This is a genomic window from Myxococcales bacterium (assembly GCA_016703425.1).
Taxonomy (GTDB): Bacteria; Myxococcota_A; Polyangia; order Polyangiales; family Polyangiaceae; genus JADJCA01.
Map to the genome: position 1 here is coordinate 1,195,207 of JADJCA010000001.1, position 12,480 is coordinate 1,207,686.

Genomic DNA, 12,480 nt, shown 5'->3' on the forward strand with positions numbered 1-12,480 from the left:
CGCCGCTCAGTAACAGTCCGCGCTGACTGAGTCGACGGCGGGGTCCACCTGCGACCCCGTGCTGGCCCTGCAAAGGACTACGACGCGCGACCGAGCGGCGGGGAGAAAGACGTTGTACGGCGCGATGCCCGCGTCCGCCTCGACGGTGATGAGGCCCAGAAAGGTGAGCGCATCGCTCGACGGTCCGGCGAACACCTTCAGCCGTGGACTCCCGGGGCATCCTCCTGAGCATCCGCCGCCGCACGCGCTGTCGAGCGCCGTCGCTCGAATCGTCGCCTGGCCGCCAATGTCGACGTCGAAGCGAGCCTCGACGCAGGCAAAGACGGATTGCCCCGCGAGCATGCCGGTCGTCGCCCCGATGTTGTAGTCGAACCCAACAAGCTTTCCGTCTGCCTCGATCGCGTTGGCGACGTCACACGTGTAACCGGTGGCGCCGTCCGGCGTAACGTTGGTCACCGTGATCACGCGGGGCGTACACGACGACGTATCGGCATCGCTGGCCTCCGACGGGAGGCCTGCATCGACCACCGGCGGTGTAGCCGCATCGACAAGGTCTGCGTCGGGCGGTCCCGAGTCCTCCGCCGGCCCCGAGTCTTCCGGCGCCCCGCCATCTTCGGGCGCGCTACCGGAAATTCCGTCCAGCGAGGTGAGCACGGTGCAGCCGACGACGGCAGCAAGTGCGAGCGGGCGGACAAGCTGCCCCAGGATTCCCGCAGCCGACATCCTCGTGAGCCTATCGCGCTCAGGCGCAGTCGGCCATGCCCCACCTGCGGCTCCCCCCTACCGGCCGGGCCCCAGCGGTTCGATGGGCCAGAGCTTGAGGAGCGGCGTTCGCGCGCCGGGCCCCGCCTCGCGCATGGCGCGCGCGCAGTCGTCGAGGGAGAGGCGCCGCGGGCCGAAGGCCGAGGCGTCGGCGGCGTCCGAGTCCATGAGCATCGTCGGCGTGTCGACGCCGAAGTCGTCGGGGTGCCCCGGCATGTTGAGCAGAACGTGCCCCAGCTCGTGAGCCAAGGTGAGGCTGCTGCGGCGCGCCCTTAGGCCCGCCCGGTCGAGGATGACGACGTTGCGAATGCTCGAAAGGTCGCTCGCGATGAACGACTCCCCGATGCGCCCGCCGCTCGCGAAGGCGGGAACGACGAAGACCTCCAAGGTCGAGGGATCGCCGTCGTCGAATGCCTTGAGCAACGTTCGCTCTTCAAGCGTGCCCGCCATCGAGTCCATGTCACCGAAGTGCTGGAGGCCGTCCGACAGGTCGACGCGTCCGACGCGCACCGCGAGCGAAGATTCGGTGGAGCTCGTCGCCTCGACGATGGCCAAGACTCCGCTGCGGCGACGCACGAGGACGTCGACGCTCCCCGACGCGCCGGGGCCGATGCGCGCGTTGGGCGAGAGCGTTGTCTTGAAGCCGGCCTTCGTGGCGAGCGCGGCGAACTCCCGGGCCACCACGTCAGGCGTCGCGCGTGCCGCGACGTGCAGCGACACGGCCCGTCCGTCGATTCGAAAGGCGAGCTCGCCACCGGTGGCCGGGAGCCCCAGGTCGTTGCCAAAGGCCACGAGGTGCGAGGGCGGCGGGTCGACGACCTTGATGTCGAGCGAATCGCTGCGCCCAAAACTTACGCCGCATTGACCCCACGTGGCCGAAGCAAGCGCGAGCTCGGAGCGCATGAGCGCGACGGCGCCCGCGTCGTTGCCGCCGATGGCCGGTGCCCCACCCGGCGAGACGCGAAGCACGAGGGCTCGAACGTTGGCCTTCGTCCGAGGCAGCGCCGAATCCTTTCCGAGCCGCGGCCCCTCGACCCGCAACGACTGGTGAACCTTGTCAGCGATGCGCACCACGACGGCGCCGCCGACCTCACCGCGCAGGCTCCGGTCAACAGCGACGGGGTGCGAGCGATCGATGTCATCGACGACGAACCGAAGGGGCGCCGAGACGAAGCAACGCTGCTCGCCGCCGCAAGGCACTTCGTCCACCTTGAGTCGCGGCACCGCGTCGAGGCCGACGTTGGTCGCCGAGAAGGCCTCCACACCGAGCGTTGGCGCTTCGCGGCCCGCTGGAACGCGGAGCTCCACGCGCAGCGCGTCCGGATCAGCGTAGGTCGCCCGCGGGGCGGGAGCGAGCTCCGGCGGCGTCCGCTGGAGCGACGCACGCCCCTTGACGGGATCGACCTCCTTGCCATCAGCACCGCGAAAGGAAAGACCGTAGACGACGACGGGCACGCGCTCCTCGCGGCCGTCTCTAAGGCGGACGATGAGGCTCCCCTGCCCGGCGCGCCGACCTTGGAGCGCGACCTTGCCGTTCGCGGCGCGCCCCCACGGCTGCGCGACGCCGTCGACGACGAGCCGAAGCATGTCGGCGACCTTCTTGTCGGACGGCGTGAACGTCGCGCCCTCAAAACGAGCGTCAAGCAAGCGGAGCGACGCGGCGGCGTGTCCCACGACACGTGGCGACTCCGAGTCGGCGAGGCCGTCGAGGTCGTCGTCGTCGCGATCCGCGACGAGGGTGAAGGTCGCGTCGTCGTCGCCGGCCCGCGCAAGGGGCGAAGCGAGGGCCACGCCCGCTGCGAGAACGAAGGCGTCGATCGATCGGCGCAGGCCGCGCCGGCTCCCGTGCGAACCGCCTCGGTGCGGTGCACCGAGGATCGTGATCACTCGAGCCAACCCCACTGCACCCAACGGATGTTTTGCTCCGTAAGGACCGGCGGAGCGTTCTCGTCACCGCGACTCTTGGCGTCGGCGGCGCGAATAAGGCCGGCCCACGCGACGCTCGAGATGAGCCGAGAGGTCACCAATTCGCTGGCGGCATCGCGAGCCTCGTCGCGGAGACCGAGATCCCAGATGGCCGCTGTCGCGACGCCACGAACCTCTTCGCGCTTGGCGCTCCGGGCGGCGGTGGTTAGCGCCGCGCGAAGGTCGTCGCGGCCGTATCCCGAGACAAGATGCCGCGCGGCACGGACGGCGACCTCGGTCTCGAGCGGCTGCGTTCGAACGAAGCTCTCGAGCATGGCCTTGGCCGACGGGACGTGATCGGCCGCCATGCGGAACAGAAAGGTCGTGTCGCGATCGGCGCTGGGGCGATCGGAGAGACGTGCGACGAGCTCTACGGTGGGTCGCGTATCGGTGCTGGCCTTCTGCCCGCTCCCGTCGACCTGACGGGCCGCCGATTCGAGGACCCACGCGACGAGCGCCCACGCGGAGCGCGAGCTTGATGCGCCGTCGTCGGCCGAATCGCGCGCCGCAGCCAGCGGCTCCTGCTCGCCGGCGCGCACGGCGACCTCGGCGAGAACGAGCCAACGGCCAAGGTGGCGCTCGGCGCCCCTGAGGATCGCCAGCGCCGGCGCGATAGACCTGGCGACGGGTGCGTGCCGCAGAAGCGGCACGAACACGTCGGTGCAGAGCGAGATGCGGTGCGCTTCCTTGATCATGGGCGCCACCGCGAGGAGGTGCGCCCCGCTCGACTCGCCTCGGACGACGCGCGCCGTCTCTGCGGCGAACGAAAGGTACGATTGGCGGTTCGACGCGAGCTTGGAGAGAAGCCCCGCGAGCGTCTTGTCTTTGCAGAAGCCCGCGGCGCTCAAGGTGGCGATGCCGCCGGCGTCGTCGGCGCCCAAGGCGTCGCGCAAGAGGCCCGCCGCCGCCGCGTCGCCCTGCTCCGCCAACGTGCGGATGGTGACGGCGTAGAGCTCCCTCGAGAAGCTCTTGCGCTTGACGAGCGTGGAGGCGGTCTCGACGACGGCGCCTCGCAGCTGCGGGCTCAACGGCGCGAGCGCTCGCAGGGCTCCCGCGAGCTTCGTCTCCGACGCGCCCTTGCGCTTCATGGCGGCGTCGAGCTCTTCGAGCATGCGCTCGCGAGTCGTCTTGTCGACGAACTCGGCGCGCGCCAGCGGCGGACGCTTCGCTGCGTCCAGGCTCCGAGCCTCAGGGGCTCGTGTGGTCCGTGCTTCGCTCCTCTTGCCCACCGGCACAGTTCACCCCCGAAAAAATCGGCCCGCTCGCTCGAGACGTTTGGTCACCATATCAGAAGCAAGCCCTTACGTTCGCCGACGATGTTGTGAATCGCGATCGAGGGGTCCGTGTGTGGACTGGCCAGACCGATCTCCAAAACATGATAGGGAGTCCGCCCTCGTGCCACGACAATCGTCGGGCGTCCACGACGCGCTTCGCGATCCTTCGCGATCCCCCGAGGCTCGGCGTCGTAGCAAGTCACACGCGCTGCAACTCTACGCCGACCGGCTCTCCCTCGACGTCCGCCGCGTTCGCTTCGGCTACGCCGCCAAACGACACCTCCGTCGCGAGGACCTCGCGCGCGAGCTCGTCTTTGTGTTTCGCGAGGATACGTTCGAGTCGAGCGCCGCCGCGGAGCACGAGCCGGATGCGGTCCGCAAAATCGAGGCCTGCATCTTTCCGCGCCGTTTGGACGCGACTCTGCAGTTCGCGAACGAAGCCAAGGTCCAAGAGCTCCTCGTCGAGGGCCGTCTCGAGGACGACGGCAACGTGTTGCCCCGTGCCCATGCGCCCATCGGCGGCGGCGAACCCGGCCTTCGGCCGACACTCGGCGAGGACGTCCTCGGCACGGAACTCGGCGTACCCTTCGAGGCCCGGCTTCGCGAAGGGGGCGAGCGCCGCATCGCTTTGCCGAGCGGCCATGTCGCCGAGCGGCACCGTGCCGCGGCGCGCGGCGAGGTGCCACACGGTACGTGACAGGTCCGCCGACCAGGCGGCCATTTCCTTCTTGAGGATCTGGGCCTCCTTGCCGAGGCCTCGCTCGCCAAGGGTGCGGAAGTTGGGCTTGAGGACGTAGTCCACCAGCTCAGCCTCTTTCTTCTCGTCCACGAAATGGAGCGAGAGGACGTTGAGCTCTTCCCTCATCACGGCTTCGAAGTGAGCGAGCTTCTGGCGGTCCACGGCCCCGGGGACGACGACGTGGGCTGCACGCAGCGGTTGCCGCACCTTCAGCTTGCCGTGGGTGCGCGCTTGGAGGCCCAAGCTCACGATGTCCCGCACGCACCCCATCAGGGTGATGAGCTCACGGCTCTCGAGCCGTGTGGCTTGTGGGAAGTCGGTGAGGTGAACGCTGGTCGGCGCTTTGGAGCCGGCGCGCGCTGCCGGCCCGACGACGAGGTTTTGGTACATCGCGTCGGCGGCGAAGGGCGTAAACGGGGCCATGAGCCGCGCCGTCGTGACCAGCGACTCGTAGAGCGTGGCAAACGCGGCGCGCTTGTCGTCGTCCCAGCCGGCGCGCCAGAAACGCTCGCGACTTCGCCGGACGTACCAATTCGACAGGGCATCGACGAACTCGGTGATGTGCCGGGTGGCGCCGAAGACATCGAGGGCGTCGAGTTTCTCGCCAACGTGAAAGGTCGTCTCTTGAAGGAGATCGCGGATCCAGCGATCGAGTTCGTTCTTCCGGACGTCAAGCGACGCGACGCCCGACGCTCCAGCCGGAGCGAGCGGATCGAAGTCGTCGATGTTCGCGTAGATGACGAAGAACGAATAGACGTTGCGCAGCTTGATGAGCGTCTCTTTCTGGAGCGCGCGCACGTTCGAGAGCGAGTGCCGGGTGTTGGTCCACGGGGGACTCTGCGCATAGAAGAACCAACGAAACGCGTCGGCGCCGGGGGCCGACGCCGACGGGTCCTCGACCCAGGCTCGTTCGCCCAGGGGAAGCCGAGGCACCTCGACGGGCGCCACGTCGGGCTTCGTCGTGCGCCGAACGCCGAGGCGCGTCTGGTCCTCCGATGCGAGGGCCACGACGCGACGCCGCATCTTCTTGCCGGCGTGGATCGTGACCTCGACGCTCTCGCCTTCTCGCTCACCGTAGACGCGGACACGCGCACCTTCTTGCATGTCGAGGCCTTCGAGATCTTCGCGCGCGATGAAGCACGTGCCTGGCTTCACCTCGACGCCCACGTCCTTGCCGTCCAAGACGCCAAACTCCATGCGCACGCGATCGAGGATCACGTCCGGCGGCGTGTAGTTGCCCTTGGACTTCGACTCCTTCTTCCCTTCCTTGTCGCAGACGTGCCCGAGGACGATGCACGACTTGAACGGGTGGGGATACGGACGCGCCGGCTCGAGACCGAAGCGCTTCTGACAATCGGCGTCGAAGACCAACGTCGAGATCATGAGCAGCGTGTAGAACCAGCCGCGCGTCTGATCGATGGCCTCGCTAATGAAGTCGGCGGGGAAGCTCTCGCGAAACTTCTCCACGGAGCCTTCGGCGTGGGGGAACCCCCACTGCGCGAAGGGCATCGCCCCCGAGTCAAACCAGCAATCGATGACCTCGGGGACGCGCCTATAGGTCCCCTCCTCGCCCGCGTTCTGCCAGGTGACCTGGTCGATCCACGGCTTGTGAACGACGAGGTGCTCGGAGAGGGAGGGGTCCTTCTTCTTGGCCTCATGGAAGTGATCGAAGGCGTTGGGGTTCTTGGCCAAGATCTCCGCCATGGAGGCCGGCGCCTCCATGTTGCCGGTGACGTCGTTGATCCAGATGTTGAGCGGCGTGCCCCAATACCGCTCACGAGAGAGCGCCCAGTCGACGTTGTTGCGCAAGAAGTCGCCGAAGCGCCCCTCCTTGATGTGATCCGGCAACCAATGAATCGCCCCGCTGTTCTCGAGCGCGCGATCTTTCACGGACGTCGTGCGGATGTACCAAGCGGGCCGGGCGAATTGGATGAGCGGATCGGAGTCGGCGCGCCAGCAAAAGGGATAGTCGTGGCGATAGAGCTCGGCGAAGACCAGAAGACCTCGCTCACGGAGCTCGTCTTGGAGGTCTTTGTCGCAATCTTTCACCCAGCGACCGGCGTACTTTCCCATCTCCGGGAGGAACGCGCCGTCGGCGCCGACGGCGCACAAGAGCGGAACGCCTTCGCCGCCGCCAGGCAACGACGCCATGATCTTCTTGTGCGCGTTGTGGTCGTCTTCGCCGAAGGCCGGCGCAATGTGAACGATGCCCGTGCCCGTATCGAGCGTCACGAAGTCGGCGGCGATGACCTTGAAGTAAGGCACCCCTTCGGGAAGTGTCGCGCCATAGAGATCGAAGGGCGGCGCGTAGCGCTCGCCCACGAGGTCCTTGCCGGCGAATTCGGCCACGACCTCGAGCTTCGCCTTGAGCTTGCCCTCGAGCGCGCCGACCAAGTCCTTCGCGACGACGAAGCGACGGCCCGCGAAAGCGTGAACCTTGTCGGCGCCGTCCTTCGTCGCGTCTTTCTTGTCCTTCTTGTCGGCGTTCTTGTCGGTGACGGCTTCACCAACGACAACGACCACGTAGCGATGCGCTGGATGGACAGCCGCGTAAGAGTTCGAAGGCAAGGTCCAAGGCGTCGTCGTCCACACGAGGAGCGACGCGTCGCCAAGGTCGGGCCGCTCGGAGTCGCGAAGCGGAAACGCGACGTAGGCGCTCGGGTCGTCGACGGACTTGTAGCCGAGGCCAACCTCCGCCGACGAAAGCGGCGTTCCGCCTTGCGCCCACCACCAGACGACCTTGTGGCCTTGGTAGAGGAGCCCCTTCTTGAAGAGCTCGGCGAGAGCCCACCAAACGCTCTCGACGTACCCTTTGTGGAAGGTGACGTACGCGTCCTTTAGATCGACCCAGAAGCCGATGCGCTCCGTTAGCCGCTCCCACTCCTCGGTGTAGCGAAAGACCGAGTCGATGCAGCGCTTCACGAAGGGCTCGACGCCGTACTCTTCGATGGCCGCCTTGCCGTGGATGCGCAGCTCCTTCTCGACCTCGACCTCGACGGGCAGTCCGTGCGTGTCCCAACCGGCTTTGCGGCCCACGCGATGGCCCTGCATCGTCTTGTAGCGCGGGAAGAGGTCCTTGATGACGCGCGTCAGAACGTGACCGTTGTGCGGAATGCCGTTGGCCGTCGGCGGCCCTTCGTAGAAGACGAAGGAGCCGGCCGGCGAGGTCTTCCCGAGCGATTGCTCGAAGATGCGCTGCTCCTTCCAGAGCGAGAGAATCTTCTTCTCCTCGGCTGGAAAATCGAGCTCTTGAAGGACCTTCTCGAAGCGCGGGCTACTCGCCATGGGGCGCGGAGAGTAGTGCAACGGCCCTCGCAATGGAACGCGCGTCGCGCCACGCTGGGTCGCGCCGCCCGCGATGCGGAGCTGTGGTTCGCCGCGTCGTTCTAGGGACCGACGCGAACGCGCCCGATGACCTCGTCGCGCTCCGGCAGGATCCACGGATTGTGCCGAAACACATCGTACGTGAGCGGCGTCGAGCACACGCCCTTGGCGTCGACGACGGTGGTCATCTTCGTGCTGGTCTTTCGGCGCGAAGCCAAGAACGCGTCGAGATCGCGAAATTCGGGATCACGCTTGAGCTGTTCGCAAAGGTGCTTCACCTGCGTCATGAGGAGCAACGGATCACACACGATGCGCGGCTGAAGATCGGGCGACGGGATCGGAAAACGTGTCACCCCGGTCGTCCGATGCACCGTGACGCGCCGCTCGCAGACCGCGTGGGCATCGAACATGTGCTGAGCGACGAGTCGACCTTCGCCCGTGAGCGCGACATCTCCAGGAAACGCGTAGGGCACCAACTGACACGCCGAGAACGTGCCCCATACGGCGGCTCTGGTGCGTTTGCTCCGCGGTCCCGGCGGCTCGGGCCAGCGGCGGTCGGCGACGAACAGCCAAAGAACCCCAAGCATGAGCAGCGGGTACGAGTACTCGATGACGGCGAAGGACATGACGTGCAACGCGGCAAACTGCGCGAAGGCCGCCCAGAACAGCCAGCGGCGTTTCGACAAGAGCGCCCAGGACACGCAAAGCTCCAGGAACACCACGTAGGCGCAAGCGGCGGGCACGAGCGCCTGTGGCATCCACAAATTCCCGTAGAGCGCGGCGCCGCTCAGCCACTCGACGTGGAACTTCAACGTGCTCGCCCACGCATACGAAAGAACCACGAGCCCCTTGAGCACGGCGCGCGCGCGAGGGACCGCTAAGAAGACCGCCGTTTGCCACGCGAGGGTCGTGTGCTGGCTTTGACGGAAGCGAAAGTCCTGCACCCAACTCAGCGCAAAGACGCCTGCCGCCACCGCCAGAACGATGCCGGCGCGCCGCGCGTCCTTGCTCGACGCGTTGAGGTCGGAGGCGCGGAGCGAGCGCACGAAGAACCATGCCGCGGCAACACCGAGGCAAAATACGCGCCGAAGATGGCCGAAATGGCGCGCTCGCCGAGCACGCGCGCGCTCGCAGCCTTCCCAGAAGGGCCAGCAGATGGGCTCGCCCTGCGACAGCACGCGCGGGAAATGGCGGGTCAGGGTCCAATGCACGGCCATGAGCGCGTGGGCCAGTCCGAGGACGGCGCCGTAGCTCGCCAGCGCCTTGTCCCGCGCCCACTCGGCGCCCCTGGCGTTGAAGACAGTCCCTGCGAGCACGGCCGAAGAATGAGCGGCGACGGGGCATCGGCGCAAGCCGTGAACGTCCGTCGCGAATCTCCGTCGCGGCCCGGTGTCCGTCGGCTATGCTTCCGAGGCATGCGACCCCGCGTTTGGCTGGCCGCCGCGGCACTCTTTGCGTTCCCCGCGGCGAGCGGGTGTGACGACCCGACGAGCGTCGCGGTCCGGGTCACAGCCGACATCCCGTGCTCCACCTTGAAGGGCGTCCTGATCAGGGCCACAAGCCCCGGCAAGCCGGAGGGACCCGAGACCAGGACGACCCGTTGCGTGGACGGCGCCGACGAGGCAACGGTGGGAACCCTCATCCTGGTGCCGAGCGGCGATCCCGATGCGAAGCTCTCCGTGACCGTCATCGCCGGACTCGACCGTCCCGCGGAGGAGTGCGCGGCGGCCAACTACGAAGGCTGCGTCATCGCCAGGCGGACCCTTCGCTTCGTAGCCAAACGCGAGCTCGACCTGCCCATCGTGGTGCGCGGGCAATGCAAGGGCATCGCGTGCGACGGCACCGCGACGTGCGTGGCCGGGACGTGCCGCACGGCCAAGGTCGATGACCCCGCCGACTGCGTCGGCGACGTGTGCAGCGAGGGTTCACTGGCCGGGCGCCAGGCCCCGCCCCCGGTGGTCTTGCCCGACGGTGCCGTGGTCGCGCCAGTCACACCGGGCCCCGCGCCTGACGCCGGCCTCACGTGTGGAACGAGCGAGAAGGTTTGCGGCGGCGCTTGCGTCAGCGCCGGCGACCCTCGCTACGGGTGCACGCTTGGCGGCTGCGAGCCGTGCGCCGGGCTAGACATCGGAGACTTCGCCTGTGCCACGGGCCTTTGCACGTTGATCGCTTGCAAGGCCGGCTACAAGAAGTGCGGCGAGGGGTGCGTTCCTACCGACGTGGCCCACGGCTGCTCGGCCGCCGCCTGTCAGCCTTGCGACGCCGCCAACGGCACGGCGAGCTGCGAAGGGGGCCAGTGCGCCCTTACTTGCTCTTCGGGTTACAAGCTCTGCGGAGGCAAGTGCGTCGACGTAACCGATCCGAGCTACGGCTGCGGCCTGAGCGGCTGCACCGCTTGCTCGCCCGACAGCGGCGGAGGAACGATCCTTTGCAGCGCCAACGCCTGCACGCTGGGCACGTGCCCGGCGGGCACCAAGAACGGCAACCAGAAGTGTGTCCCGACGGATCGCAACAACGGCTGCGCGGCCGCGTCGTGTACGCCGTGCGCCGCCGACGCGACATGCCAGGGCATGCCAACGGTTTGCACGTGCGTGCCCCAAAGCGACGCGACGGTCTGCGCAGCCAAGGGCTTCAACTGCGGGAGCACCACGAACAACTGCGGCGGCGCGGTGACCTGCGGGAGCTGCACGACCCCCAACAGCTGCGCCGGCGGCGGTACCGCCAACGTGTGCGGCTGCGCCCAACAACGCCGCCGCGTGCAGCGGAAAGAACTGCGGAACCGTGGGGAACAATTGCGGCCAGGCCGTGAGCTGCGGCACTTGCGCGAGCCCCGATAGCTGCGGCGGAGCTGGAGCCGCCAACGTGTGCGGCTGCACGCCGACGCTCGATTGCAACGGCAACTGCGGCTACTACGACAACGGCTGCGGCACGCAGGTGTATTGCGGAGATTGCGGGGGCGGCGGATGCGACTGAGGGCAACGTTGGCCGCGGCCGCGTGCGCGGGGCTCTTGGCGGCGACGAGCGCGGCGCCGGCGCGCGCGCAGGCGAAGGACACGGAGGCGGCGCAGCTCAAGAAGCAGGGCGACGACGCCTTCTTGGGTCTGAAGTACGCCGACGCCCTCCGCGCCTACGACGCTTCTTACGAGAAGCAGAAGAACCCGGCGTTGCACTTCAACCGGGGGCGAGCGTTGGAGGCGCTGGAGCGCTACCCGGAAGCGCTCGACGCCTTCGAAGCGTTCCTGCGAGACGCGCCGCCGGAGCTTCGGTCCAAGACGCCAAAGCTCGCGGAGCACGTGGCCGAGCTCAAGGCGAAGGTGACCACCGTGACCTTCGCCGTCGCACCGGCGGGTGCGCGCATCCTCGTGCGCCGCACCGCCATCGGCACCGCGCCGCTCACGGCGCCCGTTCGCCTAAACAGCGGTCCCGCGCGCATCGAGGTTGAGGCCGACGGCCACGTTCCCTTCACCGAAGAGCGCGCCCTCGCCGGCGGTAGCGCCATCACGATCAAGGTGCAGCTCGAAAAGAAGGGCGGCTCGGCTGCTGGCGGGGTTGGCCCCGCGCCACAAAGTGGCGAGCCCGGCCCGGCTCCAGCGAGTGGTGGACTCTTCAGCAAATGGTGGTTCTGGACTGGCGCAGCGGTGGTCGTCGCCGGAGCGGCGACAGCCGTCGTCATCGTCGCCACGCAGCCTGCCAAGCCGCGCGAGGGAGAGCTCGGCCAGCTCGGCGCGCCGCTCTTGCGGTTCTGACGGCCCAAGGACCCGAGATCGGCGGCGTTTAGGCGCTCTCGCGAACGCGATCGATCTTCCCGCTCACGAGCTCGTACGAGCTGGCCAACGTGGACACCTGCGCCAGCTCCGTGTCGTCGATCTTGATCTTGTATTGACGCTCGATGGCCGCGACGATCTCGACGCCCATCATGGAATCGATGCCCAAATCCTTGAACGCCGCGTCGTCGGTGATCTCGTCGATCTCAGCGATTTCGCAGGTCAACTTGCGGAGCTCGTCCTTCAGTGCGTTCGACATGCCTCGTCCTTACTGGTCACAAAACGGGGGGGGTCACGACCGCTGTCACGACCGGTGTCACGACGATCCGGGAGCTACCTGACGCTTCTCGACGACCTCGATGAGGTCTCGCACGGTGCGAATCGTCTCGAGTTGCTCGTTTGGAATGTGCACCTTGGCCGTGCGCTCGAGGGTGCTGATGATCTCCATCATGCCGAGCGAGTCGATCCCGAGGTCGGTGATCTCCGTGCGTTCGTCGATCTCGCCGAACTCCCGCTCGACGACCTCCGTGGCCGTCGTGCGGAATAACTCGAGGAGCTCGGTTCGGTTCAACGCCATGATCAGGGGTGCTCGGGTCGGGGTCACTCGTAGCAAGCCCCAGGCCGATGGCGCGCGAGCCAAGGCGTCGTGGAG

At 67.6% G+C, this 12,480-nt stretch carries 10 protein-coding genes; 3 read left to right on the plus strand and 7 right to left on the minus strand.

Going from position 1 to position 12,480, the window contains the following annotated elements:
* Positions 1 to 6: 6 nt before the first annotated feature.
* From IPG50_05185 to IPG50_05205, 5 genes are all read right to left on the minus strand, one after another.
* Positions 7 to 723: a hypothetical protein gene (locus tag IPG50_05185; GenBank protein MBK6691583.1), complete on the minus strand. Its 717-nt coding sequence runs from the start codon at positions 721 to 723 to the stop codon at positions 7 to 9.
* Between the two features lie 57 nt (positions 724 to 780).
* Entirely contained in the window at positions 781 to 2,553 is a 1,773-nt protein-coding gene (locus IPG50_05190; GenBank protein MBK6691584.1) for a hypothetical protein, read from the minus strand.
* 92 nt (positions 2,554 to 2,645) lie between these two features.
* On the minus strand, positions 2,646 to 3,956 hold the full coding sequence (locus IPG50_05195; GenBank protein MBK6691585.1) for a hypothetical protein: 1,311 nt from the start codon (positions 3,954 to 3,956) through the stop codon (positions 2,646 to 2,648).
* A 244-nt stretch (positions 3,957 to 4,200) separates the two neighbouring features.
* Positions 4,201 to 8,025 carry an isoleucine--tRNA ligase gene (gene ileS / locus IPG50_05200; GenBank protein MBK6691586.1) on the minus strand — a complete coding sequence of 1,275 codons (3,825 nt, stop codon included), beginning with the start codon at positions 8,023 to 8,025 and terminating at the stop codon, positions 4,201 to 4,203.
* Between the two features lie 101 nt (positions 8,026 to 8,126).
* Complete coding sequence (locus tag IPG50_05205; protein ID MBK6691587.1) at positions 8,127 to 9,380, minus strand: hypothetical protein; 1,254 nt, start codon at positions 9,378 to 9,380, stop codon at positions 8,127 to 8,129.
* Between the two features lie 99 nt (positions 9,381 to 9,479).
* Between IPG50_05205 and IPG50_05210 the strand changes: the two genes are divergently transcribed.
* The 3 genes from IPG50_05210 to IPG50_05220 are packed head-to-tail and all read left to right on the plus strand — an operon-like array spanning position 9,480 to position 11,810.
* Entirely contained in the window at positions 9,480 to 10,901 is a 1,422-nt protein-coding gene (locus tag IPG50_05210; protein ID MBK6691588.1) for a hypothetical protein, read from the plus strand.
* Positions 10,870 to 11,037, plus strand: a complete 168-nt coding sequence (locus IPG50_05215; protein MBK6691589.1) for a hypothetical protein — start codon at positions 10,870 to 10,872, stop codon at positions 11,035 to 11,037. Before IPG50_05210 ends, IPG50_05215 begins: the two co-directional genes overlap by 32 nt.
* Positions 11,028 to 11,810 (plus strand): tetratricopeptide repeat protein, encoded by a 783-nt coding sequence (locus IPG50_05220; GenBank protein MBK6691590.1) that lies wholly within the window; start codon positions 11,028 to 11,030, stop codon positions 11,808 to 11,810. Before IPG50_05215 ends, IPG50_05220 begins: the two co-directional genes overlap by 10 nt.
* Positions 11,811 to 11,838: 28 nt before the next feature.
* Here the strand turns inward: IPG50_05220 and IPG50_05225 are convergent, their stop codons facing one another.
* Both IPG50_05225 and IPG50_05230 read right to left on the minus strand, forming a co-directional pair.
* A complete protein-coding gene (locus IPG50_05225) occupies positions 11,839 to 12,087 on the minus strand; it encodes an acyl carrier protein (protein ID MBK6691591.1) in 249 nt (82 codons plus the stop codon).
* A gap of 57 nt (positions 12,088 to 12,144) precedes the next feature.
* On the minus strand, positions 12,145 to 12,405 hold the full coding sequence (locus tag IPG50_05230; GenBank protein MBK6691592.1) for an acyl carrier protein: 261 nt from the start codon (positions 12,403 to 12,405) through the stop codon (positions 12,145 to 12,147).
* Positions 12,406 to 12,480: the final 75 nt, after the last annotated feature.